Raw genomic sequence first — 24,717 nt, 5'->3', positions numbered from 1 at the left:
CTCGGGGTGATCGGATACCTGCATGGTGCGCCTGCGCGCGATGCCCTGGGTTGACCAGGGTCAAGGGATGGCGTGCGGTGTGCCCGCTACCTATCCTGGGAGGGCTCAGCGCTTGGGCGGGCGGGCGAGCATCTCTGCGGTGTTGGTCTTGCGATCGGCGTTCACGCGCTGCACATGGGGGCGCTCGGCCATGCGGGCCAGGTACTCGCGCACGGGCAGGTCGGCCAGATAGTCGCGGCCATAGATGATCTTGGTGGCCGAGCTGACCAGCGGCAGGTGCACGATGGCCGTGCAGTCGGCCATCGTGAAGGTGTCGCCACCCACGTAGGGGCTGAATTGGGCCAATTGGCCGAAAGCGGCGATGTTCTTCTCCAGTTGCGCGCCCACCTTTTCCTTGGCGGTTTCGCTCACCGTGCCGCCAAAGAACGCCTGCGGGTACAGGTTGCGCGCCACCAGCTCCAGATGCAGTTCCAGAAAGGTGATCAGCTCGCGCACCTTGGCGGCCTGGTAGGGGTCGGCGGGGATCAGCGCGGGCTCGGTGTGGGCCGCCTCGATGTAGTCGGCGATCACGGCCGATTCGCACAGCGCCCCTTGCGGCGTGCGCAGGTAGGGCACCTTGCCCAGCGGGCTGGCGCTGCGGTCGGTCTCGCCCACCCAGGCCAGTTCTTCGGTGAAGGGCAGGCCTTTTTCGAGCAGAGCGAGTTTGACCTTGTTGTAGTAGTTGCTGGCTGAAAAGCCGCAGAGTGTCAGCATGGTGATGTCTCCAATGTGGGGGGTAAAAGCAGCACGCATCCTAGGTGCGGGCGGGGGCGCAGTCCGTCGCGCAGATGACCCCGGTCAAGGAGCGCGCACCTAGGCCCCCTACAATCCGCAGCTATGCCATCCCTGCAAACCATCCGCAGCCTTCGCTGGCTCGCTCGCCTTGTGCTGGCGTGGTTTGTGTTGTCCATGGGGGTGGCCGTGGCGTCGCCCCTGGTACACCCGCAGGCGATGGAGCTGATCTGCTCGGGCTCGGGCGCCATCAAGGTGCTGGTCAAGAGCGACGACGGCGCCAAGGAGCTGTCCAGCCACACGCTGGATTGCCCGCTGTGCGCGCATGTGGGCGCTCCCCCTCCCGCATCGCAGGCCCAGCTGCCTGTGGTCCACCCCCTGGCGCATGCTCTGCGCCCCATCCCCGCCGCGCACATTGCTGCGCGCACCGCCGCGCCGCTGCCGCCGCGCGGGCCCCCTGCGTTCTCCTGATTTTGCTATTTATTTGATAGCTGTTCGCGCTTGATGGATAAGCGCTAGCAGCCTATTTGGCTTGAAATTCAGGAGTTCCCATGCGCAAAAGCCGCATGGCGCTGGCCGTGGCCAGTGCCTTTCCCCTCGCACTCTGCGCGGGTGTTTCCGCGTTCGCCCAGACCGCCGACAGTGCCAACGCCCCCGTCAAGGAGCTGGGCGTGGTCACCATCACCGGCGGCCAGCCCACCTCGCTGCCCACGCAGATCCCCACCACCATCGAGGGCGTGACGCGCGAGCAGATCGAGCATTCGATCAACGCGACCGACAGCGAAGACGCCCTCAAGTACCTGCCCAGCCTGCTGGTGCGCAAGCGCTACATCGGCGACTACAACCACGCCGTGCTGTCCACCCGCGCCTCGGGCACGGGCAACCCGGCGCGGTCCATGGTGTTTGCCGACGGCATTTTGCTGAGCAACTACCTGGGCAACGGCCCCACCAATGCGCCACGCTGGATGCTGGTCACGCCCGAGGAGATCGAGCGGGTGGACGTGCTCTACGGCCCATTCTCTGCCGCCTATGCAGGCAACTCGGTGGGCGCGGTGGTGGACTACGTCACCCGCATGCCGACAAAGTTTGAGGCCCACGGGCAGGTCAGCTATCAGCACCAGCCCTTTGACCTGTACAACACCAACGGCACCTACGGGGGCAAGCAGGTCAGCGCCTCAGTGGGTAATAAGAACGGTGACTGGTCGTGGTTCCTCAACTTCAACAAGACCGACAACGAAGGCCAGCCGCTCACCTTCCCCACGCGCCTCGCGTCTGCAGGTACCGTGGGCAATGCGGGGACGCCGGTATCGGGCGCCGTGCTGGGCAACAACCGCAGCAACCAGCCTTGGTACTTGCTGGGCACGGCTACGCAGTACCACACGCAGCAAGACCACATCAAGGCCAAGATCGCCTACGACTTCTCGCCCACCGTGCGGGCCGCCTACACCTTTGGCTGGTGGCACAACGAATCTGAAGGGCGGCCCACCAGCTACCTGCGCGATGCCAATGGCAACGCGGTGTACAGCGGCACGGTCAACATCAATGGTCGCTCGTTTGCGCTCGCGCCTACGGACTTCAATGTTTCCAACGAAGACCTCACGCATTTCATGCACGGCCTGTCGGTCAAGAGCCGCACCCAAGGCACGTTCGACTGGGAGGTGGCAGCCAGCCTGTATGACTACCAGACCGACACCCTGCGTGCCGCCACCGTGGCGCTGCCTGCCGCTTTGAATGGTGGCGTAGGCCGCATCGTCAACAGCAAGGGCACGGGCTGGAACACCCTGGCCGCCAAAGGCACCTGGCGGCCCGATGGGTTGCAGGGCGCGCACATTGTGGACTTTGGCCTGCAGCGCGACAGCTACCAGCTGCGCACCGTGGAGAACGCCACGACGAACTGGATCAACGGCGCAGCAGGTGCCCGCAACCAGGCCTTCAACGGTGACACCCAACTGCTGGGTCTGTGGGCGCAAGACACCTGGAAGATCGCGCCCCTATGGAAGGCAGTGCTGGGCGCCCGCGCCGAACGCTGGAGCGCCAGCAACGGCCAGACCGGCAACGCCACCACCACGGTGAACCACCCCGAACGCAACGAAACCTACGTCTCGCCCAAGGCTGCCGTGGCCTACCAGGCCAGCGACCTGTGGGTGCTCAAGGCCTCCACCGGCCGCGCCGTGCGCATGCCCACCGTGGCCGAGCTGTACCAGGGTGGCATCAACGGCAGTGGCACGCTCATCAACAACGACCCCAATCTGAAACCCGAGAAGAGCTGGACCACCGAGCTGACCGCCGAGCGGGACATGGGCAACGGGCTGCTGCGCCTCACGGCCTTCTTTGAGCGCACCAAAGACGCGCTGTACTCGCAGACCAATGTGCTCGTCACCCCCAATGTGACCAACGTGCAGAACGTGGATGCGATCCGCACCAAGGGCATCGAGCTGGCTTACCAGGCCACCAACGTTTTTGTGCGTGGACTGGATTTGGGCTGCAGCCTGACCTGGACGGATTCCAAGATCACGAAGAACGACAAGTTCCCCGCCAGCGTGGGCAAATGGCAGCCGCGCATCCCCGAGTGGCGCGCCAGCGCCGTGGCCACGTACCGGCCTGACGACAAGTGGTCATACACCCTGGGCGCACGCTACAGCGGCAAGCAGTACAGCACGCTGGACAACACCGATGTGAACGGTTTTGCCTACCAGGGCGCCAGCCGCTACTTCACCACCGACGTGCGCGTGCGCTACCAGATCACCAAGCAGGTGAGCGCTGCAGTCGGCATCGACAACCTCAACAACTACCAGTTCTGGAACTTCCACCCCTACCCACAGCGCAGCTACATGGCGGAACTAAAGATAACCCCCTGAGCGGCTTCGCCGCATCCCCCAAGGGGGACGCCTCCAGCGGCCCGGCAAAGCCGGTTCCGCGGTGGCACTCGCCTCGGGCGCGCCAGTGTTGAAGGCAATGAATCGTTGAAACAAAAGGTCTGAATATGAAGTTGGATACTGTGAAAAATATAGCTGTTACCGCTTTTCTGATGAGCGCTGGAAGTCTTTTTGGCTCTGCATCCGCTCACGTGGTTCTCGAATACCAGGTAGCCCCGGCGGGCGCCAGCTACAAGGCGAGCTTCAAGGTCGGCCACGGCTGCGGCGCGTCGCCCACGCGGCAGGTCGTGGTGGACATCCCGGCCGGCATGCGCGGTGCGCGCCCCATGCCCAAGCCGGGTTGGACGCTGGATGTGCAGCGCGACAAGCTGGCCCAGCCCTACATCAGCCACGGCCGCAGCATCACCGAAGACGTGGTGCGCATCACCTGGACGGCCAAGACGCCCGAAGACATGCTGCAGAGCGCCCACTACGACGAGTTTGTGCTTGTCGCCCAGGCGCCAGAGCAGGCCGGCACCGTGTACTGGCCGGTGCGCCAGGTCTGCGCCGAGGGCCGCAACGACTGGACCGAGGTGCCCACGGCGGGCCAGCAGCTGTCGGACCTGAAGTCCCCTGCGGCAGCGCTGGAGATTCTGCCCACCGGTGGCGCTGCTGCCCACAATCATTGACAGTCGGGCCTACGGGCCTGCTCTCACTTCCGCTTATCTTGCCAACCGAAAGACATTCATCATGAAAAAACTGCTTCACACCGCCACTCTGGTTTCCACACTGGCCGCAGCACTGGTCAGCACCCCCACATGGGCGCAGACCGCTGCCGTCAAGGTTGAAGGCGCCTGGGCGCGCGCCAGTGTGCAGGGCCAGAAGGCCACAGGCGCGTTCATGCGCCTCACCGCCAAGGACGGCGCTCGCCTGGTGCGCGCCGAGTCGCCCGCCGCAGGCATCACCGAAGTGCACGAGATGAAGATGGAAGGCGACATCATGAAGATGCGCGCCGTGCCCACGCTGGACCTGCCCGCAGGCAAGACGGTGGAACTCAAGCCCGGTGGCTACCACGTCATGCTGCTGGACCTGAAGGCTCCGCTGGCCAAGGACAGCTCGGTGCCCATCACCCTGGTGTTCCAGGACGCCAAGGGCGTGGAAAGCAAGCTCCACCTCACGGTGCCCGTGGGCACCGCAGCCCCGGGTGGCGCCATGGCAGGCGGCATGATGGATGGGCATAAACACTGAGGACCGCCCCGCCGCAGCGCCTTCGCGGGCGCAACGCATTGGAGTAAGCTGTGACCCCACCACAGACCCACCTCTTGCGGAGCGGCCATGAGCGACACATCCAACTTCGGTTTCGGCAAATTCGTCCCCGGTTTTGACTTTTTGCAAAGCCTGGCCAAGGGGGCGTCCAGCAGCATTCCGCAGTTGCCCAACCTCAGCAACTGGGTGGCGCCCACCATCAGCGTCGAAGAGCTGGAAAAGCGTATCGACGAACTCAAGGCCGTGCAGTTCTGGCTGGAGCAGAACTCGCGCGCGCTGGCCGCCACCATCCAGGCGCTGGAGGTGCAGAAGATGACCCTGGCCACGCTCAAGGGCATGAACTTCAGCATGGGCGACGTGGCCAACGCCTTCAAGCTCAAGACCGCCGACACGGTGATGAGCGGCGTGCAGAAAGCCGCAGACACCGTGACCGGCGCCGCTGAGGCCGTGGCCGGTGCTGCTGCCCGTGTGACGGGCCGCGCCAGCGCCGCTGAGGAGCCCGAGGACGAAGCCGCCGACGCAGAGCCCGCCGCTCAACCCGCCAAAGGCAAAGCCAAGGGCAAGGCAACGGCGGCAGATGAGCCTGCCGTGGTGGACCCGATGCAATGGTGGGGTGCGCTCACCAGCCAGTTCCAGCAGATCGCCACCAATGCCATGAAGGACGCGGCCAAGCAGACCGCCATCGACACCACCAAGAACATGGCCACGGGCCTGGCCAAGGAGGCCCTGAAAACGGCGACCGGCATGGCCAGCCAGTTCGCGGCCAAAGGCATGCAGACCATGCAGGGCGGTGCCAAGCGCGCCGCAGCCTCGGGTGCTACCGCTAAGAAGGCCCCTGCAACCAAGAAGCCTGCGGCCCGCAAGGCCGCTGCCAAGCCCGCCGCCAAAAAAGCCAGCAGCACCCGCAGCCCCGCAGCCCGCAAGCGAGCGGGCTGACGCCCACGCGGGCGGGTGTGGCAACCCGCAGGTGGCGCAACACGCGCCCACCACCGCCTTGGCATGGAGATCACCACCATGAAACTATTTCCCACTGGCCACGCCACCCACCCGCAGTGGCGCATGGCTGCCGCGCTGGTGCTGGCGCAGTTGCGCGCCCAGATGGCGCTGCCCGACTACGCATCGGCACCCACCCTGGGCCTGCTCTACATCACCGACCACTACGCCAATGAGGCCCAGGCGCTTCTTGACTACCTGAGCGGCGAACTGCCCGAGGTGACCGACTGGAGCGGCACCGTGGGCGTGGGGGTGTCGGCCAACAACGCCGAATACTTTGACGAGCCTGCGCTGTCGGTGATGCTGCTGGATGTGCCCGCCGACCAGTACCGCGTGTTTTCTGGCGTGGCGCCGCTGCCCGCCCATGCGCCCCACGCCGGTGATGGCTTTGTGGCCCATACGGCGCTGGTGCACGCCGACGGCCACACGCCAGAACTGGCCGAACTGCTGACCGAGATGGCTGCACGCACCGACACCGGCTACTTGTTTGGAGGCCTCTCCGCCAGCCGCACGGCCAGCGTGCAGTTTGCCGTGGGCGGCGACGGCAACATGGCCGGGCAGGGCGGTGCCAGCGGGGTGTTTGACGGGGGCCTCTCGGGCGTGGCGTTTGGTGCTGGCGTGTCGCTGGTGTCGCGTGTCACGCAAGGCTGCCAGCCTGTGGGCGCGTTGCACACCATCACGGCCGCACAGGACAACGTGGTGCTGGCGCTCGACGGCGAGCCTGCGCTGGATGTACTGCTCGATACGCTGCAGGTGTCGCTGGACAATGGCGACCCCCAGCCTGCCCTGCGCAAGGTGCGCGCCACGCTGGCCGGGCTGGTCAGCGCGGGCGAGCAGCCGCAGGGCCAGCGCCGCACGGGCCACTTTGGCACCGACACGCGCGTGCGCCACATTCTGGGGTTGGACGGATCCCGCCGAGGCGTGGCCCTGGCCGACCATGTGGAGCCCGGCATGCACCTGGCGTTTTGCCAGCGCAACGTGGCGGCCGCGCGGGCCGACCTCATGCGCATCTGCGCCGAGATCCGTGAGGAGCTATCGCCCGAAGAGCTGGAGCCCGCGCCGATGGTGTCGTCCGACACCCAGGGCGACCTGGCCGCCGCACCGGGCGTCGCCGGACATGTTGGAGCGCAACCCCAGATGGGACGGCGCATTTGCGGCGCGATCTATGTGAGCTGCTCGGGCCGGGGCGGCCCGCATTTTGGTGGACCCAGTGCCGAGCTGCAGATCGTGCGCCACGCGCTGGGCGACGTGCCGCTGGCCGGGTTTTTTGCCGGGGGGGAGATTGCCCACCACCACCTGTACGGCTACACCGGCGTGCTCACGGTGTTTGTGGACAGCCAATAGCCAATAGGGCTGCCTCAATAGGGCTGTTCGCGCTCAGGCCACCGGGCCATCCTCGGCGTCGGCCTTTTCCTCGGGCGTCAGGCGCGTGGCGAGGATCTTGTCGATGGTCTTGCCATCCATGTCGACCACTTCGAGCTTCCAGTCCTCCCACTGCACCGTATCGGTCACCTTGGGCAGGCGGCCGGTCAGCAGCATGATCATGCCGCTGAGCGTGTGGTAGCGGCCGCGCTCCTCTTCGGGCACGGTGTCCAGGTTCAGGCGGTCTTTCAGTTCGGGCACGGGGATGTGGCCGTCCAGCAGCCAGCTGCCGTCCTCGCGCTGCAGCGCCCAGGAGGTCTCCGGGTCGCGCGGCTGGAACTCGCCCGTGATGGCCTCGATGAGGTCTTGCAGCGTCACGATGCCCTGCACCTCGCCGTATTCGTCGATGACAAAAGCCATGTGCACGTCCGACAGGCGGAAGTTGTCCAGCAGCTCCATGCCCGTGATGGTCTCGGGCACATACAGCGCCGTCTGCAGCGGCTGGTCTGCCAGGCCGCCACGGGCCTTGTCGCGCAAGGTGCGCGACAGCCACTGGCGCGCATTGATCACGCCCAGGATGTTGTCCATGCCACCGCGCACCACCGGAAAGCGTGCGTGATCGGACTCTTCGATGCATTGGAGGTTTTCCTCAAACGGCGCATCGATGTCCAGGCACACCACGTCCCCACGCGGCACCATCAGAGAGCCGATCTGGCGGTCGTCCAGCCGGAACACATTGCGCACCATGGTGTGCTCGTGCGACTCGATCACCCCGGCGGTAGTGCCTTCGACCAGCATGGCGTGGATCTCTTCCTCGGTCACCGGACTGCCGCTGGTTTCCTTTACACCCAAGAGGCGCAGCAGCGTGCGCGTGGATGTGGACAGCAGCAACACAAACGGCTTGGTGGCCAGCGCCAGAAAGTTGATGGGCCGTGCCACCAGGCGGGCAAAGGTCTCTGGGTACGACTGGCCGATGCGCTTGGGCACCAGTTCGCCCACCACGATGGAGAAGTACGTGATCAGCACCACCACCAGGCCAGTGGCGGCATAGCCCCCGTAAGGCTGCGGCACGCCCATGCGTTCGAGCCACGCGGCCAGCGGTGCGGCCAGCGCAGCCTCACCCACGATACCGTTCAAGACGCCGATCGACGTGATGCCGATCTGGATGGTGGAGAGAAAACGCGTGGGGTCTTCGCCCAGCTTCACGGCAGCGGCGGCACCGCTATCGCCCTCATCAATCAGCTTTTGCAACCGCACCTTGCGGGCCGTGACCAGAGCGATCTCTGACATGGCAAACAGGCCGTTGAGGCAGATGAGAGCGAACAGTATTGCTATTTCCATACAAAGGGCGCCTGGCATGCCCTTGGGTGTTGAGATGCAAGCGATTGTACGGAAGGGCGTTGTGGATATTCTGTCCGCATGTGCCAGCGTCACCCGCCTTCGGTGGGCAGGCCGGTTGTATCCCACTCGGGCAAGCCTCCGCGCAGCCAGTACACCGATTTGAATCCCTTGGCCGCCGCGACCTTGGCGGCCTTGTAGGACTTCCAGCATTCCGCGCCGTTGCACGCGAAGATCACGGGCTGGTTTTTGTCGAGGTTCTGGAGCTTGTCCAGTGCCTGGAAATCATCTTGCGCAGCATTGAACGCGACGTCCTTGAGGCTTTTCTCCACATAGGCCGCAAATACGGCGCCCCGGATGCGTTTGGTCTTGAATTCCTTTTCGGTGCGCGTGTCCACCAAGGTGGCGCCCTGCGCTTGCAGCGTCTGAGCCTCGCGTGCGGTGACGCGGCTTACTCCGGGCAGACTGGTGGGGGTGAACAATCCCAGCTCTGCCACCCTGCGGTACTCGACCGCTTCCGACCGGACGACGACCGGTGGCAGGCCACTGGCGTATGACGAAGCGCCGAACCATTGCGCCAGCCGACTGCGCACATCGGCGGGCAGATCTTTCTTCACCACAACAGAGAAACCTCCGGGGACAGGCTGCGAGGTGGCCAGCACGCGTGCTGCCCCTTGGTGAACGGCAGACCATTCTGCCCAGTCGTCCTCGCGCACTACGGTGGCGTCTGCCGTTCCCAAGATCAGGGCTGTGAGGCCCGCTTGTGGAAACTTCTCGTACTGCACAGCGCGCAGATCCTGAAACGACAGCCCGGCCTCGTTGAGCATGCCGCGCGCCATGTAGGTGTACAGCGAATCTTGCTGCGGCAGATAGAGCCTGCGCCCTTTCATGGCCGCCACGTCGTTGATTGGCGGCAGTCCCACCAGCAAGTAGGTGTCAGACTTCTGCGTGGCCCCCACCAGTTCGTAGCCACGTTGCAGCGCAGAGGCGGCCACTTGGGCGGGCCCGATAAAGATGTCGTGCCCAGCGCTGCGGGTGGCCCGCATCACGTCGGCCAGATCCTCGCTGGTGGTCAGCGCCACACTCTGCCCGGCGGCTTTGGACAGGCCTGTTTCTGCAGAGCTGCGCAAGATGGAGTGGGCCGCTTTGCGCGCCGTGGGTTCCACGGCCACGAGTGCCGTGAGCTGGGCTTGTGCCGGGCCCGATGCCATGCACATCCAACAAAGCACCATCGCCAGCGCGCGGCTCAGGGTGGGCATGTACGTGGTCATTGCGGCTCCTTTTCTCTGCTGGAAAGAGCCAATATGCCCACGCCTTCCTATATGCGTGTGGATGTTTCCGATGTTTTGTATTTGTTACTTTTGTTAACGCAGTGTTGCGTGTGCTGTGAAAAAACGCCCGCACAGAATGCGGGCTGGTCTCGCCTGCTGGTTCACCCATCTACTATTTCGGAGATGTTCCCATGAAAGATTCCTCGACTTTGCCGCGCCGTCACGTTCTGGTTGGAAGTGCCGCCGCTTTGAGCGCGCTGGGCCTTGCCGGATGGACGGGTAGCGCGGGGGCCCAGCAAGCGGCAGCCGTCACCAAGCCCTTGCCTGCCTATGCGGGCTGGAAATCCTCCGATGCGCTGATCGTGCACAGCAGCGGCACCCTCGAAACCCGTCGCTCCGCCTTTGGCACCAGCGTCATCACGCCGTCCAACCAGCTGTATGTGCGCAACAACCTGCCCGCGCCCGACGCAGCCATCCTGGACAACCGCGATGCCTGGAGCGTGACCGTCGAAGGGGTGAAGAACCCGCGCAGCCTGACGCTGGCCGAACTCAAGACCCTGGGCGTGGAAACCGTGGCCACCGTGCTGCAGTGCTCGGGCAATGGCCGAGGCTTTTTCCCCAGCAAACCCAGTGGCACACCCTGGTCGGTGGGAGCCGCTGGTTGTGTGGTCTGGAGCGGCGTGCCGCTGCGCAATGTGGTGGCCGCCCTGGGTGGACTGACCGATGGCGCTGCCTACCTGACCGGCACGGGCGGCGAGAAACTGCCCGAGGGCGTGGACCCGCTGTCGGTGCTGGTGGAGCGCTCGGTGCCCGTGAAGGCCATGGACGATGCGCTGCTGGCCTGGGAGATGAATGGCGAGCCGCTGTCGCTGGCGCATGGCGGCCCGCTGCGGTTGGTGGTGCCCGGTTACCAGGGCGTGAACAACATCAAGTACGTCAAACGCGTGGCGTTTACCAGCGCGCAGTCGCAGGCGCGCATCATGTCGCACGGCTACCGCATGTCGCCGCCCGGCTCCAAGGCCAGCCCCGACCAGCCTTCGGTGTGGGAGATGGGCGTGAAGTCGTGGATCAACGGCCCGCTGCCCGACAAGGGCGCACTCAAGCCCGGCCAGGTGCAGGTACACGGCGTGGCCTTTGGCGGCACGCGCGGCATCAAAGGCGTGGAGGTGTCGGTCGATGGGGGCAAGACCTGGCAGGCGGCCAAGCTCATCGGTCCGGACCTGGGCCCCTTTGCGTGGCGGCAGTTTGCGCTGCCCGTGCGCCTGGAGGCGGGCACCCATGTGCTGGCCAGCCGCGCCACCGACACGGCGGGCAATGTGCAGGCCGAGCAGCGCGAGGAAAACCTGGGCGGCTACAACAACGCCAGCTGGCGCGACCATGCCGTTACGGTGACCGTGGCCTGACATGGGGCGGTTGGACCAAGTGCGCCGCCTTGCGGTGGTGTTGTGGGCCGTCGGCGCCTGTGCGGCGGCCTGGGCCGCCGACCCTGCCGAACTGGCGCGCGGCAAGGAGCTGTTCACCAAGATCCAGCCCGCCTGCGCCGTGTGCCACACGCTGCAGGCTGCGGGTGCCGAGGGCCAGGTGGGCCCGGTGCTGGATGAACTCAAGCCCGACGCGGGCCGCGTGCTGCGCGCGCTGAAGGCGGGCATCGGCGTGATGCCCTCGTATGCCGAGCGCATGAGCGAGAAAGACATGTTGGCCGTAGCGCAGTTTGTGGCGCACGCCACAGGCGCAGCCAAGTAGGCGCAGCCTTTCGCGGCGGTTGCAGCAGCCTTGCCTCGCTGCAACCGCGCGCGGCTTCAGGCAGCCGTGCGCGATGGCACGAGCGCTGCCCCCATTGCACGTCCCTGCAGACCCCCCTGGAACGCAAAGTCCACCTCGGGCACCCGGCCGCTCACGATGTCGGCCAGCGCCTTGCCCGAGCCGCAGGCGTGCGTCCAGCCCAGCGTGCCGTGGCCGGTGTTGAGGAACAGGTTGCCCACTTTCGTCTTGCCGATCAGCGGCACGTTGCTGGGGGTGGCGGGGCGCAGGCCGGTCCAGAACTGCGCCTGGGTGGTGTCGCCCGCGCCGGGGAAGAGCTGCTCCACGCGGCGCACGATGGCGTCGCAGCGCACTTGATTCAGGTGGCGGTCATAGCCGTTCAACTCAGCGGTTCCGGCAATGCGCAGGCGGTCGCCGCCGCGTTCGCTGGTGTAGCGCGAGAACACGAGCTTGAACTCGTCGTCCGTCAGGCTCACCTGGTGCGCCTTGCTGGCGTCCTTGACCGGCATGGTCACCGAGTAGCCCTTGGCCGGGTAGATAGGCAGCTGGATGCCCAGCGGCTGCGCGAGCAGCGGGCTGAACGACCCCATGGCCAGCACAAACGCATCGCCGCGCACGCGCTCGAAGCGGCCTTCGGCATTGGTCACTTCCACATGGTCGATGTGCCCCCCGGCCTCGCGCAGCGCGGTGATGTGGTGGCCCATGCGGAACTGCACGCCTGCCGCCTCACATAATTTGGCCAGTTCGCGTGTGAACTGGTTGGCATCACCGGATTCGTCCTCTGCCGTGAACGTGGCGCCCGCCAGTTGTGGGCGGATGTGGGCCAGGGCAGGCTCGATGCGCACGGCTTCGTCGGCGCTGATGACCTGGCGCTCGCAGCCCAGGGCGCGCATTTGCTCGGCCGGGGCCAGGGCGCCGTCGAACTCCTTGGCGTTGGTATAGAAGTGCAGGATGCCCTGTGTGCGCTGGTCGTAATGGATGCCGGTGGCGGCGCGCAGCTGCTGCAATGTGTCGCGGCTGTAGGTGCCCAGGCGCACGATTTGCTCGATGTTGTGGCGCGTGCGCGCTGGCGTGCAGTTGCGCAGGAAGGACAGGCCCCACAGCCACTGCCGCATGTCGGCGCGCAAGCGGAACAGCAGGGGGGCGTCTTCTTTGCCCAACCACTGCAGCACCTTGAGGGGCGCACTGGGGTTGGCCCAGGGCTCGGCATGACTCACCGAGATCTGGCCACCGTTGGCAAAGCTGGTCTCGGCACCGGGCGCACCCTGGCGGTCGATGACGGTCACTTCGTGGCCGAGTTGTTGCAGGAAATAAGCCGAAGTCACGCCGAGCAAGCCGGCACCCAAAACGATCACGCGCATGATTTTCAAAGCCTTTCTGGGCTCTGGCGCTTGATGGATATGCGCTAACGGCTATTAATTTAATAGCAAGCAGTTGGCGCGCGTCCGCCAAGCTGCCGCTCCCCCTGTCCTTGGTACCTGAGAGATTCACCGCCATCCCACCCGGGCTGCGGCTTGCTCCTTCGGTGCGCTTCGCGTTGCGCGAAGCGGCTCTCCAGACGGCTTTGATGAATGGTGCAGTACGGGACCTGAGCGTGTATGGGAGTTTGCGCCTTCGGTGCAGCGGCGGCCTGTGGCTGCCGTGCTCTCCTGCGAGGCCGATTCTAGGGGCCAAGCCTGCGCGCAAGATCAACTCCGGCTGCTAATGGGGCGCAATCGTTGCTGATGCAGCGGGGCGGGGCCGCTGGTGAAGGTGCCGATAATCCGCCGACCCCTTGTCCCACTGAGAGTTTTGCCATGCCCCCCGCTACTTTGGACCCTGTCGCCAGCGCCGCCGTCATCACCCAGGCCAGGGAAGGGCGCATGCCCCGCCCGCTGGACTTTCCCGCAGGGCTTCGCCCACGCGATGCTGCCGAGGCCTACGCGGTGCAGGACGCCGTGGTGCGTGCGCGTGGTGACATCGCAGGCTGGAAGGTCGGCGCCGCGTCGCCCCAGGCGCAACCCGCGCGGGCCGCGCTCACGCGCGATTCGGTGTGGGTGGCCGCAGCGGGTGAGACGGTTGCTCTGCCTGCAGCGGGTTTTGCCGTGATGGGGGTGGAGGCCGAGCTGGTGTACGAACTGGGGGCCGACCTGCCCGCCCGCGGCACACCCTACAGCGCGGCCGAGGTGTTGGCGGCGGTGGTGTCGGTGCGTGCCGCCATCGAGGTGTGCGACACGCGCTTTGCCGCCTGGGCGCAGCAGGGCGAATGGAGCCGTCTGGCCGACCAGGCCTGCCATGGGGCATTGATCGTGGGGGGCGGGGTGACCGATGTCGCCGCCGTGCAGCCGCTGTCGCAAGCGGTGACCTTGTCTGTGAACGGGGCGGTGGCCGTGCAGCACGCCACCTGGGGCAACCCGGCGGGCGACCCGCTGCGGCTGCTGGCGTGGCTGGCCAACGAAGGCACGCGCAGCCTGGGTGGGCTGCGCGCGGGGCAGTGGGTGACCACGGGGTCGTGCACCGGCACCGTGCTGGTGGCACCGGGTACCGACGTGGTGGCGGACTTTCCGGGGCTGGGGCAGGCTGCGTTGTTGCTGCGATAGCAGAGATCGCTGCTGCCGCTGGGACGGGGCCTGCTCAGCACCCTGGTCGCGGCGGGAGCTGATCCATCAATTACGGCGCGGGTTGTCCGGCTGGCTGTCGTGGCGGTTGGGCACCCCGTCGCCATCGCGGTCTCGGTCGTTGCGGTTGGAGATACCGTCACCGTCCCGATCCCAGCCGCCGCGCTGCATCTCCCACCGGCCTTCGCGCTCGATCCATTGGGGTTGACGGTATTGGTAGCCGTTGCGCGCCTGCACCCAGTGGCCGCGCACCCAGTGGTGGCGGTTGCCACGCCATTCCCAATGGCCTTCTTCCCATACCTGGCCTCGGCGAGGGCGGGGCATGGCTTCGTTGCGCGGAGGGGGCGGCGCGGGGATCACCTGGTACGTGGACGCAGTCTGGTAGCCGCGCTCGGGTTGGCCTGACTGGATGATGACGGTGCCCTGAGTGGCGGCCTGCGCAGGAGCGAAGGCCAAAAACGCCATCAGGGCGAGGGAGGCTGCGGTGAGTGGGTGGCGGGCCATGAGTGTCTCCTGTGGATGGTTCGATACGGAACCGGGTGTGTCGATGGTGGACGGGTGTCGGGCGCCGCGCTGTAGGCGCGAGACCGCCCCAGGCGTAGGCGCAAGGGTGCGGTCTGGGGCTTGCTTGTGCGCTACCGGGAGTGGCTGCCCCAGGGGTTAGCGGCGGTATGGGTTGTCCGGGCGGTGGTCGTGGCGGTTGGGCACGCCGTCCCCGTCGCGATCCCGGTCATGGCGGTTGGGTACGCCGTCGCCATCGCGGTCCCAGCCGCCGGGCTGCATGTTCCAGCGGCCACCGTGTTCGACCCAGTGGGGCTCGCGGTAGTGGTGGCCCGGCCGGGCCTTGACCCAGTAGCCCTGCATCCACACATGGCGGTGGCCGCGCCATTCCCAGTGGCCGGGCACCCACGCCATGCCACGGCGCGGGTGGGGCTCCACCTCGTAGCGGGGTGGGGGTGGCGCCTGGTACTGCACCATCATCGGCGCAGGGTGCTGGTAGCGGGGCGAGCCAGCCAGGATGACAACAGTGGCGTTGGTCTGTGCCTGCGCCGCCGTGACGGCGCCCAGCGACAGCAGTGCGATAGAAACAGCGGCGAGTGCATTGCGGGCCATGGTGATGATCTCCTCAGAAAAGCTCCTTGCGGAACCGGAGATTTCATGGTGCGGACGCTGCGTCAAGCCGGTGTAGGCGAATTGCGAAGTCTTGTGAAGTTGTGTTTCCTGCTGCGGGACGCATGGGGGTTTTCGTGATGTTTCCCACACACCCGGCGGGCCGCCTCAGGCTTCTGCGGGTGCTGCCGTCAGCGCCACCACACCAAGGCAGCCACCACCAGAAAGGCAATCCAACCGGGGTGTCGCCCCTTGGTGGCATACAGCACCAGCACACCGCTGGCCAGCATGGCAGCACCTGCCACATCGGCCACCCAGGCGCCCAGAGCGGGGTCTGCCGGCACCGTACCCAGGTGCCAGAGCAATGCACTCAGCGCCCAGCCGAGCACTGTGGCCAGGTGCCATGTCCCCCACAGAATGCGCACCTGGTGTTCGCGCAGCACAGGCTGGCCCCCAGTAGGCACCAGGCCCCGCTTGCGCAGTGTGCGAAACACCATGAATTCACCCAGCACTGAGTGCACAACACCCACCAGGGCGAGGCCCCCGGCCGCCAGAACCAGCGCAGTATTTGTAGACATTTTTTTGTGAATCAGAATGACAGGGAATGGTGCAAATACCCAAGACCAAAGGCCAAAGACCAATCAGTAAGTCGTTGGGCGCATGAACGGCGTGTGGGGTCCGCCTTCACTACCGAGGGCTCCAGCACAGGGCCAGCGCGGGCGGTAGCACCAGCCAGAAACCTGAGCTGGGCATGAGCACAATGCCCAGCAGCGTGAGCGCCAGCAGCCCGACACCCAGCCCGCGCAACGAGACGGGATCAGGTGCAGCGCTGCGTTCGATGCGCAGGATGGCCCAGCCCAGCAACGCGAACACGCCGCCAAACAATACAAACCAGGCCACGGCGCCAGCCATCGGGTCTGTGCCAACGCTGTTGAACACACCGCGCCGCGCGATCTCGCGCAGTTGGGGCTCGAAAACGACGGCTGCAAAAATGGTGTGCACCACCGCCACGGCCATTAGCCACAGGCCTTTCCAGGGAGAGGCGAGACGGCGTCGTTGCGCGGAGTGGTGAGGGGCGGGCAAGGTGGTCATGCTCAAAAGATCTGTGGAGCTGCTCCGTGCAAAAGAGCGGGGTTGTGGGTGCGCACGCGCGCACCCAGCTGCGTCAGCAGGTGCATGAGGCCCATCCACATGCGCTCGAATGCGGGCATTTCGCCAGGCACCTGCATGAGGTGCTCGCCCAGCACGCGCTGGTGTCGACCGGCGGTGATGGGCGGTGGTGTCTTGGTGCCAAAGTCAAACACCGGCTGGGTGAAGGGCTCCATTTGCCAGGCCTGCATCTCGGCCAGTGCGGGGGCGAGTTCGGCGGCGTAGGCCTGCACAGTGAGGTCGGCCTTGACGAGCCCTAGCCCCTGGTAAGCCTGCAGCACCAGCGCGTCGCGCTGCGGGTCGGTGGGAAGGCGCAGCAGTGCGGACCACGCCTGTGCCACTTGCGCTCGAAACTCGCCGGAGAGGCTGCGTGTGCAGCCAAAGTCGAGCACGCCCACCGTGCCATCGGGCGCGAACAGAAAGTTGCCGGGGTGTGGGTCGGCATGCACCCGCCCCAGCACAAAGATGCAGTGCATGAACCAGTCCCACAGATGCTGCCCGGCCTGGTCGCGCAGCGCCTGCGAAGGTTGCGTGGCCAGCCAGGCTGGCAGCGGCAGGCCTGGCAGAAGCTGCTGCGTGAGCACCTGGGCCCGCGTGTGCGAGAGGATGGGCTGCGCCATCACCACGCCCGGCCGCGCCGCGTGCTGGGCAAACCACTGCAGTTGCTCGGCCTCCTGCAGGTAGTCCACCTCGCGCAGCAGCGTGGCCTCGATCTCGGCCATCACGCTGTCCAGCACGGTATCGGCGGGCAGCGGCATGTCGGTGTGGGCCAGTGCGCGCAGCGCGGCGCGCATCAGCTGCATGTCGCTGGTGATGGTGGCGGCAATGCCGGGGTACTGCACCTTGACGGCCACGGTGCCGTGGCCCGCAAGCTGTGCGCGGTGCACCTGGCCCAGGCTGGCCGCAGCAAACGCGGTGGGCTCGAAGTGGTCGAACAGCGCCTCGGGCTCCTGCCCGAACGCCTGGCGGAACACGCGCCCCACCAGCGCGCGGTTGAGCGGCGGGGCCTGGTGGTGGGCGCGCGCCAGTTCGCGGCGCACACCGTCGGGCAACAGGCCCGGGTGCATGCTGAGCAGTTGCGATACCTTGAGCGCCGAACCCCGCAGCTGGCCCAGTGCGCCAAACAGGATGCGGCCCAGCGCCGCCTCGTGCTCGGCCTGCGCCTGGGCAGACGGCGTGCGCACGCGGTGCCCCAGCTCGGCCATGCCGATGCGCGCCGCCGCCAGGCCCGTGATGGCGCTGCGGGCCAGCTTGCCGGTGCGCGGTGCCTCAGCCTTGGCCATGTTCTGCCAGGCGCTGCGCCGTGCCGCGCGCAATGACGCGGTGGATTGGTGTGATCACCGCCATGTACGCATGGCCCAGTGTGTTGTGGATGTGCACCACCGTGCTCAGCACCACCCGGGGCGTGGTGCCTGGGGCGGCGGGCTGTTTGCAGATGGAGACCTGCACGTCCAGGTGCTTGTCGTCCTGGCCCATCACCACCTCGGTGTCGCTCAGGTGGCGGATGCGGAAGATGCCCACGCGGTCGCCCACACGGTAGCTGCGTGCGTCGCGCAGGGGTTGGCCGCTGGCGGGCGGATGGCCATCGTGCAACTGGCCCAGGTCCTTCAGGCCCATCAGGCGCACGGCCTTGTTGCGCACAAACATGAGGGCGCGCGTCCAGGCCGGGGTGCGGCTCGCTATGTCGAGCCATGACTGCAGGGCTGAGCGCGTGGGGTGCTGGTCGGCCACTTCGTAGGCGTCAAAAAAATAGGCGCCGGGCAGGGTGGCATGGATGGCCGTGCCTGTGGGCACAGGGGTCTCGTGCACGGTGGGGGCGGTGGTCATACGGACTTCCTCTTGCGTGGTGTGGCTGCAGGCTTTGCGACGGGCTCGGGGCTGGCAGAGGCGCGGGTTGCGCGTGTAGCGCGTGGCTGGCGTGGCGCACTGGGCTTGCGGGGCGGCTCGGAAGGCGCTGACGTGGTGGATGGCGCGGCGGTTGCGGTGTGGGTGTCGGCGCGTCCCCTCGGTGCACTGGCCATGGCGTGTTGGGCCATTTGCAGCATGCCCATCAAGCCGCTGCCGTGTTGCACCATGCGCGCCATCTGGCTGCGCAGCACAAAGCCGCCCAGTTGCAGCACGCGGTTGACCAGCCCGCCGCGCAGCGCCTGCACCAGCACACCCAGCGACAGGTCCACCAGCTGCGTTGTGTCGGCAAACTCATCCGAGGTGTCGGCCAGCCAATACGTCACCACACCAGCCAGATAGTCGGTGTACAGCCCGCCCGCCAGCCCCTTGAAGTCACAGGGCTCGATCTCGCCGCTGGCCTCTGCCGCCTCCAGAAAGCTCGTCACCGCCTCGCGCAGGCTTTTGCGCGCCGCCAGGGGCTCGGCCAGCATCGACAGCGGCGAGCGCCGCGCCAGGCCGCGCACCTGGGCCACAAACTCGCGGTCGGCCAGCAGGCGCTCCAGCACGGCATCGGTCAGGCGCTGCAGTTTTTCTTGCAGGGCGTAGCCCACAAAGCCTGGCGTCTGCAGCGTGTCGGCCAGCGCCTGGTGGGCCACGTCGTCCAGGTAGCCCAGCACGATGCGGTCCTTGGTGGGGAAGTATTTGTAGATCGTGGCGTCGCCAATCCCTGCGGTGCGGGCGATGTCCTTCATCGTCGTGCCGTCAAAGCCCTGGCGGGTCATGAGGTCCACCGCGCTGGCCACGATCTGGCGGCGCGTGGCGTCTTGTTGTTGGCGGGTGGTTTTCATTTGACTATCTTTAAATAAAAGAAATTTGTTATTTAAAGAATAGTATTTTCTGTTTGTGACGTCAAGCAGGCACAGATCAGCGCGCCGCTGGTGCCGTGTTTCAGCCGCGAAATTGATGGTGTTTTGGCTACTGGCGCTTGATGTAAAAGCGCTGGCTGCTATTAAAAAATGAGCAAATCAGCGGCGCATGACCGCAAACGCCTCGAACTCCCAGCTGCGCATGGCCAGCAGCAGGGTGTAGCCCTCGCGTTCGCGGTCGGGCAGTTTCTGGTCGGCCAGGTGCTGCTGGGCAAAGTCCTGCGCCACGCGCTGCATGCGCTCCATGAAGGCAGGCGCCAGGCTGCGGCTGATGTTGCCGTGCACCAGCAGCACGCCTTCGCCCAGGCCATCAAAGCCACCCGCAAAGTAGTCCAGCAGCGCATGGTCGCGGAAGTAGTTCATCACCGGGCCATGCGGGCGCCAGCGAAAGGTCTTGGCCAGCTTGAGGCGGTAGCGGTTCAGCGGCCGCAGCTCGATGATGCCGATGCGGTCGAGCTGCGCCAGGTATTTGATGCCTTCGGCCTCGGTCAACCGGTAGTAGCCGGTCACCTGTTCCAGCGTCCACTGGCTCAGCACACAAATCGCCATCAATAGCAGCTTCTTGTCCGCCACCACGGCTTTTTCCTGCTCCTGGGTCAGCTCTTTCAGCAGGGGCTGTTCATCGGCCACGCGCCGCGCCAGGTCGGCAAAGTCCAGCGCCAGCGCGCGGCAGATGGCGTCGATGCGTGACAGCGGCATGTCGCCCTTGGCCAGCATGCGCTTGACGCTGGACTCGGCCATGCCCAGCGCCTGCGCCAGGTCGGCGTAGGTCATCTGCGCGGTCTTGAGTTCCTTTTTCAGGGCGGTGACGAGGTCGGCAGTCGTGCTCATGGGGTGGGGCTCCTGGGTATCGATTATCAATACCCAAGGGTGCATGGGTAGCCCTTTGAGCGACTTTTTGCGGGGGCGGCCGCCACTGCTCCCCACACTGCGCGGCATCGTTCACTTTCTACGGTGTGTGTGATGTCTTCTTCCCCTGTGATTCCCCCTCGTTCTCGTGGCCTGCCAAGGCCGCTGCGCCTGTCGTATGCCGAAACAGGCCTGCTGGTGGGCGCGGCCGCGCTGTTGGCGCTGGCACTGTTCGGCCCGTCCCTGCCTGCCAGCGAACACCAGCACGGGTTTGCCGACCAGCGCACGCTGTGGGGCATCCCCTGCGCGCTGGATGTATTGAGCAACCTGGCCTTTGTGCTGGCGGGTGCATGGGGCCTGTCTGCGCTGCGCAGTGTGGCGCCGAGCGCGCTGGACGCCACATCCCGTGCGCTGGCCGCCTTGTTTTTTGGCGGACTGCTGTGCACCGCCGCAGGCTCGGCGCTGTACCACTGGCAGCCGCAGGACGCGGGCCTGCTGTGGGACCGTCTGGGCATGGTCCTGCCCTTTGCGGGGCTGCTGGGCCTGGCGGCTGCCAGCCGGGTGAGCGCGCGGGCGGGCGTGGCCGCCGCTGGCACCGTGCTGCTGGCGGGGCCGCTGGCCGTGTGGGTGTGGGCGCACACCGGCAACCTGCTGCCCTGGGCCGTGGTGCAGCTAGGCGGCCTGCTGGTGGTGCTGGTGTTGGCATGCCTGCCGCGCCGGGTCGATGGCCTGGCACTGCACCTGGGCGTGGTGGTGGTGCTGTATGCCCTGGCCAAGCTGCTGGAGGCGGCAGACCACTCGGTGTTCGAGGCCACGGGCGGATGGGTTTCGGGCCACAGCCTCAAGCATGTGCTGGCGGCGGCCGCCGCCTGGCCGGTGCTGTCGGCACTGTGGCCCCTGGTGGCTTTGCGCCACAGTGACGCGGCGGTGATGCCGCTGGTCATGCCGTCCGGGCAGAATGGCGCCCACGCCGTGGGTGTCGCCCGCAGATCCGGCGCATGAAGCGCAGGTCCGGAAAATTCCAACAAGCCAACCCATCGGAAACGAGGAGAAACGCATGAGCCCCGACACCCCGTCCACAAGCGTGGCCCCCGCGCCAACGCACGAGGACCCGAACCAGTTTGCCCTGCTGCGCCAGCGTCGGTTTGCGCCGTTCTTCTGGACGCAGTTTTCCGGCGCGGCCAATGACAACCTCTTCAAGTTCGCCTTCACGGTGATGGTGACCTACCAGCTCAGTGTGGACTGGCTGCCGCCCGCCATGGCGGGGCTGGTGATTGGTGCGCTGTTCATCCTGCCGTTTTTGCTGTTCTCGGCCACGTCGGGCCAGCTCACGGACAAGTACGACAAGACGAAGATGATCCGCTTCGTGAAGAACCTGGAGATCGCCATCATGCTGGTGGCGGCCGTGGGTTTCATCGCGGGCAATATTCCCATCCTGCTGCTGTGCACCTTCTTCATGGGCGTGCACTCCACACTGTTCGGCCCGGTCAAGTTTGCGTACATGCCCCAGGTGCTCAACGAGCGAGAACTGACGGGCGGCAACGGCATGGTCGAGATGGGCACGTTTGTGGCCATCTTGCTGGGCAATGTGGCGGGCGGCCTGCTGGTGGCACTGCCCGGCATCGGCCACACCACCGTGGCTGTGGCCTGTGTGGTGGCAGCACTGGTGGGGCGCGTGGTGGCGCAATTCATTCCCTCGGTGCCCGCCACTGACCCAGGCCTCACCATCAACTGGAATCCCTTCACCGAAACCTGGCGCAACCTCAAGCTCGCGCACGAGAACATCGTGGTGTTCCGCTCGCTGCTGGGTATCAGCTGGATGTGGTTCTTTGGCGCGGTGTTCCTGAGTCAGTTCCCCAGCCTTGCCAAGAACGTGCTGCACGGCAACGAGCAGGTGGCCTCGCTGCTGCTGGTGGTGTTCTCCATCGGCATCGGCATCGGTTCGCTGCTGTGCGAGGTGCTCTCGCGTCGCCATGTGGAGATCGGCCTGGTGCCGCTGGGCGCCATCGGCATGAGCGTGTTCTCCATCGACCTGTACTTTGCCTCGCGCAGCCTGCCGCCGTCCGAGATCATGGGCCTGGCCGCCTTTGTGGCCCAGGGCGCCCACTGGCGTGTGATGCTGGACCTGGCGCTGCTCAGCCTGTTTGCCGGCCTGTACAGCGTGCCCATGTACGCGCTGATCCAGATGCGCAGCCAGCCCACGCACCGGGCGCGCATCATTGCGGCCAACAACATCCTGAACGCGCTGTTCATGATCGGCAGCTCGCTCATCGCGGGCGCTTTGCTGGGCGCGGGTTTCACGGTGCCGCAGATCTTCCTGTTCACCGGCCTGGCCAACGCGGTGGTGGCGTTCTACATCTTCATGCTGGTGCCCGAGTACCTGCTGCGCTTTGTGGCCTGGGTGTCGTCGCGGTTTGTGTACCGCTTCAAGGTGCAGGGCGATGAGAACCTGCCTTCGAGCGGCGCGGCCATCCTGGCGTGCAACCACGTGAGTTTTGTCGATGCCGTGTTGCTCATGGCCGCTAGCCCGCGCCCCATCTACTTCGTGATGGACCACCGCATCTTCCGCGTGCCCGTGCTGGGCTGGCTGTTCCGCCTGGCCAAGGCGATCCCCATTGCGCCGTACAAGGAAGACCCCAAGACCTACGAAGCGGCTTTCGACCGCGCCGCCCAGGTGTTGCGCGAAGGCGACCTGCTGGCCATCTTCCCCGAAGGGGGCATCACCAAGGACGGACAGCTGCAGGAGTTCAAGGGCGGCATCATGAAGATCATCGAGCGCGCCCGCGAAGAAGGCATCGAAGCCCCCGTCATTCCCATGGCGCTGACCAATCTGTGGGGCTCGTACTTCAGCCGCATTGAGCAGGGTGGTGCGATGGTGCGGCCGTTCCGCCGGGGGTTCTACAGCCGGGTGGGGCTCAACGTGGGCCGTCCTGTGGCACCGCAGGTGGTGCAGCCCGCGCTGCTGCGCAGCCAGGTGGCGGAGTTGCTTCAGGCATGACCAGCGCAGACAGCAACACCGTGCCCCCATCGGCCGCAGTCAGCGCAGCAGATCCGGCCGACGTGGCAGTGCGGGAGCGTATTCTGGGATTTCTGCGCGAAATCGGCTTGCAGGTGCACGAGGCAGAGGTTCCGCCAGACAGCTTTCTGCCCGGCGTGCGCATTGAGCGCGGTGGTTTGCGGGTGGATGCCGCGCGACTGCGCTGGCCAGGCGATCTGTTGCACGAGGCGGGGCACCTGGCGGTGGTGCCATCCGCTCTGCGGCCCGCGATGGACGATGCACTGCAGGACCTGCCCGCCGTGCCGCATGGCGGCGAGATCGAGGCCACCGCCTGGGCCTGGGCGGCAACGTGCCACCTGGGGCTGGACTCTGCGGTGCTATTCCATGACGGGGGCTACCACGGGCGCAGTGCGGGGCTGCGGACCACCTTCGAGCTGGGTGTTTACCTGGGAGCCTCGGGGCTGGCAGCGACTGGGCTCACGGTACTGCCTTCGCAGGCGCAACCCGGTGGGCCAGCCCCCTATCCACATATGCTGGCCTGGTTGCGGGACTGAGGCGCCGGAAAAGCGCAGCGCTCACTCCGCGCGAATCTGCGCCCGTTGCGCTATCGCCCGCATGCGCGGTAACTCTTCTTCGATCTGCGTCAGCACGGCATCGCCCGTGGCGTAAGACGGCTCCAGCCCTGCGGCGATGAGTTTGCTGCGGATTTCGGCGTCCGCCAGGGTCTCGGCCAGTGCCTTGTGCAATTTGGCCTTGGCTTCGGCGGGCAGGCCGCGCGGCGCGACCACGGCCAGCCAGGAATCGGCTGAGAACCCCGGAAAGCCACTCTCTGCCACCGTTGGCACGTCGGGCAGCTGCGTGGCCCGCGTGGCGCCCGTGACGGCAATGGCCTTGATCTTGCCCGCCTTGAGCTGTGGCAGTGCTGCCGCCACGGTGTCGATGGTGAAGGGGATCTGCCCGCCCATCAGGTCGGCCATGGCGGGGGCGCTGCCCCGGTAAGGCACGTGCATCAGCTTGATGCCCGCGGCCGACCAGGTCAGCTCGGCTGCGAAATGCCCCGTGGTGCCGTTGCCGAACGAGCCGTAGGAGAACTTGTCGGGCGTGCGCTGCACGGCGGCGATCAGCTGCCGGAGGTTGTTGACCGGCACATCGCGGTGGGCCAACAGAATCAGGGGCACACGAGCGACCAAGCCGACGGGTTCGTAGCTTTTGACGGGGTCGTAGGGCAGCTTGGCGTTCAGCGCGGGGTTTACGGTGAAGGTGGAGCCGGAGCTGATCAGCAGCGTGTAGCCATCGGCAGGTGCATTGGCCACATACGCCGCGCCGACCACGGTGCCCGCGCCCGCCTTATTCTCGACCACGATGGGCTGGCCCAGGCGGTCGCCCAGCTTCTTGCTGATGGTGCGGCCCACGATGTCCACGGCGCCCCCGGGTGGGAAGGGCACGACAAGCTGTACCGGTTTGGCGGGATATCCGTCGGCATGGGCCAGCCGCAAAGGGCCGATTCCCAGCCCCGCGACGGCTGCCGCCACGAGGATCACGCTACGGCGGCTGGCAAGCTGCAAACACTTCATGGGAGTCTCC

At 66.3% G+C, this 24,717-nt stretch carries 25 protein-coding genes and 1 riboswitch; of the genes, 12 read left to right on the top strand and 13 right to left on the bottom strand.

What is annotated here, in order from left to right; genetic code table 11:
- Positions 1 to 105: 105 nt before the first annotated feature.
- Positions 106 to 753 carry a glutathione S-transferase gene (locus tag OIN59_RS14435; RefSeq protein WP_274111478.1) on the bottom strand — a complete coding sequence of 216 codons (648 nt, stop codon included), beginning with the start codon at positions 751 to 753 and terminating at the stop codon, positions 106 to 108.
- Positions 754 to 876: 123 nt separating this feature from the next.
- On the opposite strand from OIN59_RS14435, the gene OIN59_RS14430 reads away from it, so the two are divergent.
- The 6 genes from OIN59_RS14430 (at position 877) to OIN59_RS14405 (ending at position 7,229) form a co-directional block, all read left to right on the top strand.
- Positions 877 to 1,242, top strand: a complete 366-nt coding sequence (locus OIN59_RS14430) for a DUF2946 family protein (protein ID WP_274111476.1) — start codon at positions 877 to 879, stop codon at positions 1,240 to 1,242.
- A gap of 80 nt (positions 1,243 to 1,322) precedes the next feature.
- Complete coding sequence (locus OIN59_RS14425) at positions 1,323 to 3,629, top strand: TonB-dependent receptor (RefSeq protein ID WP_274111474.1); 2,307 nt, start codon at positions 1,323 to 1,325, stop codon at positions 3,627 to 3,629.
- A 209-nt stretch (positions 3,630 to 3,838) separates the two neighbouring features.
- Positions 3,839 to 4,315 (top strand): YcnI family copper-binding membrane protein, encoded by a 477-nt coding sequence (locus OIN59_RS14420; RefSeq protein WP_407655102.1) that lies wholly within the window; start codon positions 3,839 to 3,841, stop codon positions 4,313 to 4,315.
- Positions 4,316 to 4,376: 61 nt separating this feature from the next.
- On the top strand, positions 4,377 to 4,874 hold the full coding sequence (locus OIN59_RS14415; protein ID WP_274111470.1) for a copper chaperone PCu(A)C: 498 nt from the start codon (positions 4,377 to 4,379) through the stop codon (positions 4,872 to 4,874).
- Positions 4,875 to 4,961: 87 nt separating this feature from the next.
- Positions 4,962 to 5,828, top strand: coding sequence for a PhaM family polyhydroxyalkanoate granule multifunctional regulatory protein (locus OIN59_RS14410; protein WP_274111468.1), 867 nt, complete (start codon positions 4,962 to 4,964; stop codon positions 5,826 to 5,828).
- A 78-nt stretch (positions 5,829 to 5,906) separates the two neighbouring features.
- Complete coding sequence (locus tag OIN59_RS14405; protein WP_274111466.1) at positions 5,907 to 7,229, top strand: FIST signal transduction protein; 1,323 nt, start codon at positions 5,907 to 5,909, stop codon at positions 7,227 to 7,229.
- 33 nt (positions 7,230 to 7,262) lie between these two features.
- Here the strand turns inward: OIN59_RS14405 and OIN59_RS14400 are convergent, their stop codons facing one another.
- Both OIN59_RS14400 and OIN59_RS14395 read right to left on the bottom strand, forming a co-directional pair.
- The gene (locus OIN59_RS14400; protein ID WP_274111464.1) at positions 7,263 to 8,588 is read right to left on the bottom strand and encodes a hemolysin family protein; all 1,326 of its coding nucleotides are present in this window, start codon (positions 8,586 to 8,588) and stop codon (positions 7,263 to 7,265) included.
- An 89-nt stretch (positions 8,589 to 8,677) separates the two neighbouring features.
- Positions 8,678 to 9,856, bottom strand: a complete 1,179-nt coding sequence (locus OIN59_RS14395) for a rhodanese-like domain-containing protein (protein WP_274111462.1) — start codon at positions 9,854 to 9,856, stop codon at positions 8,678 to 8,680.
- A 191-nt stretch (positions 9,857 to 10,047) separates the two neighbouring features.
- On the opposite strand from OIN59_RS14395, the gene sorT reads away from it, so the two are divergent.
- Positions 10,048 to 11,259, top strand: coding sequence for a SorT family sulfite dehydrogenase catalytic subunit (gene sorT / locus OIN59_RS14390; RefSeq protein WP_274111460.1), 1,212 nt, complete (start codon positions 10,048 to 10,050; stop codon positions 11,257 to 11,259).
- A 1-nt stretch (position 11,260) separates the two neighbouring features.
- Positions 11,261 to 11,599 carry a SorU family sulfite dehydrogenase c-type cytochrome subunit gene (gene sorU, locus OIN59_RS14385; RefSeq protein WP_274111458.1) on the top strand — a complete coding sequence of 113 codons (339 nt, stop codon included), beginning with the start codon at positions 11,261 to 11,263 and terminating at the stop codon, positions 11,597 to 11,599.
- A 56-nt stretch (positions 11,600 to 11,655) separates the two neighbouring features.
- Here the strand turns inward: sorU and OIN59_RS14380 are convergent, their stop codons facing one another.
- A complete protein-coding gene (locus OIN59_RS14380) occupies positions 11,656 to 12,978 on the bottom strand; it encodes a D-amino acid dehydrogenase (protein ID WP_274111456.1) in 1,323 nt (440 codons plus the stop codon).
- 94 nt (positions 12,979 to 13,072) lie between these two features.
- A riboswitch (glycine riboswitch) is annotated at positions 13,073 to 13,185 on the bottom strand.
- Positions 13,186 to 13,413: 228 nt separating this feature from the next.
- On the opposite strand from OIN59_RS14380, the gene OIN59_RS14375 reads away from it, so the two are divergent.
- Complete coding sequence (locus OIN59_RS14375) at positions 13,414 to 14,196, top strand: 2-keto-4-pentenoate hydratase (RefSeq protein WP_274111454.1); 783 nt, start codon at positions 13,414 to 13,416, stop codon at positions 14,194 to 14,196.
- A 66-nt stretch (positions 14,197 to 14,262) separates the two neighbouring features.
- Here the strand turns inward: OIN59_RS14375 and OIN59_RS14370 are convergent, their stop codons facing one another.
- From OIN59_RS14370 to OIN59_RS14335, 8 genes are all read right to left on the bottom strand, one after another.
- A complete protein-coding gene (locus OIN59_RS14370; protein ID WP_274111452.1) occupies positions 14,263 to 14,718 on the bottom strand; it encodes a hypothetical protein in 456 nt (151 codons plus the stop codon).
- Positions 14,719 to 14,874: 156 nt separating this feature from the next.
- Positions 14,875 to 15,327, bottom strand: a complete 453-nt coding sequence (locus OIN59_RS14365) for a hypothetical protein (RefSeq protein WP_274111450.1) — start codon at positions 15,325 to 15,327, stop codon at positions 14,875 to 14,877.
- A gap of 188 nt (positions 15,328 to 15,515) precedes the next feature.
- Positions 15,516 to 15,902, bottom strand: a complete 387-nt coding sequence (locus OIN59_RS14360; RefSeq protein ID WP_274111448.1) for a hypothetical protein — start codon at positions 15,900 to 15,902, stop codon at positions 15,516 to 15,518.
- Between the two features lie 109 nt (positions 15,903 to 16,011).
- Positions 16,012 to 16,416 carry a DUF6463 family protein gene (locus tag OIN59_RS14355; protein WP_274111446.1) on the bottom strand — a complete coding sequence of 135 codons (405 nt, stop codon included), beginning with the start codon at positions 16,414 to 16,416 and terminating at the stop codon, positions 16,012 to 16,014.
- Between the two features lie 2 nt (positions 16,417 to 16,418).
- Positions 16,419 to 17,756 (bottom strand): ABC1 kinase family protein, encoded by a 1,338-nt coding sequence (locus tag OIN59_RS14350; RefSeq protein ID WP_274111444.1) that lies wholly within the window; start codon positions 17,754 to 17,756, stop codon positions 16,419 to 16,421.
- Positions 17,743 to 18,300, bottom strand: coding sequence for a DUF2867 domain-containing protein (locus tag OIN59_RS14345; RefSeq protein ID WP_274111443.1), 558 nt, complete (start codon positions 18,298 to 18,300; stop codon positions 17,743 to 17,745). The genes OIN59_RS14350 and OIN59_RS14345 overlap by 14 nt, the downstream gene beginning before the upstream one ends.
- On the bottom strand, positions 18,297 to 19,208 hold the full coding sequence (locus OIN59_RS14340; protein ID WP_274111441.1) for a TetR/AcrR family transcriptional regulator: 912 nt from the start codon (positions 19,206 to 19,208) through the stop codon (positions 18,297 to 18,299). The genes OIN59_RS14345 and OIN59_RS14340 overlap by 4 nt, the downstream gene beginning before the upstream one ends.
- Before the next feature lie 177 nt (positions 19,209 to 19,385).
- Entirely contained in the window at positions 19,386 to 20,117 is a 732-nt protein-coding gene (locus tag OIN59_RS14335) for a helix-turn-helix domain-containing protein (RefSeq protein ID WP_274111439.1), read from the bottom strand.
- 132 nt (positions 20,118 to 20,249) lie between these two features.
- Here OIN59_RS14335 and OIN59_RS14330 point away from each other — a divergent pair, with 132 nt between their 5' ends.
- From OIN59_RS14330 to OIN59_RS14320, 3 genes are read left to right on the top strand one after another with little or no spacing between them, the layout of a single operon-like run.
- Entirely contained in the window at positions 20,250 to 21,137 is an 888-nt protein-coding gene (locus tag OIN59_RS14330; protein WP_274111437.1) for a hypothetical protein, read from the top strand.
- A 55-nt stretch (positions 21,138 to 21,192) separates the two neighbouring features.
- Positions 21,193 to 23,133, top strand: a complete 1,941-nt coding sequence (locus tag OIN59_RS14325; RefSeq protein ID WP_274111435.1) for an MFS transporter — start codon at positions 21,193 to 21,195, stop codon at positions 23,131 to 23,133.
- The gene (locus OIN59_RS14320; protein ID WP_274111433.1) at positions 23,130 to 23,687 is read left to right on the top strand and encodes a hypothetical protein; all 558 of its coding nucleotides are present in this window, start codon (positions 23,130 to 23,132) and stop codon (positions 23,685 to 23,687) included. Before OIN59_RS14325 ends, OIN59_RS14320 begins: the two co-directional genes overlap by 4 nt.
- Positions 23,688 to 23,708: 21 nt before the next feature.
- Here OIN59_RS14320 and OIN59_RS14315 read toward each other — a convergent pair whose 3' ends face one another.
- The gene (locus OIN59_RS14315; RefSeq protein WP_274111431.1) at positions 23,709 to 24,707 is read right to left on the bottom strand and encodes a Bug family tripartite tricarboxylate transporter substrate binding protein; all 999 of its coding nucleotides are present in this window, start codon (positions 24,705 to 24,707) and stop codon (positions 23,709 to 23,711) included.
- Between the last annotated feature and the right edge of the window lie 10 nt (positions 24,708 to 24,717).

This window comes from Acidovorax benzenivorans, from assembly GCF_028680575.1.
Lineage (GTDB): Bacteria > Pseudomonadota > Gammaproteobacteria > Burkholderiales > Burkholderiaceae_C > Acidovorax > Acidovorax benzenivorans.
This window is presented reverse-complemented; position numbering and strand designations above follow the sequence as displayed.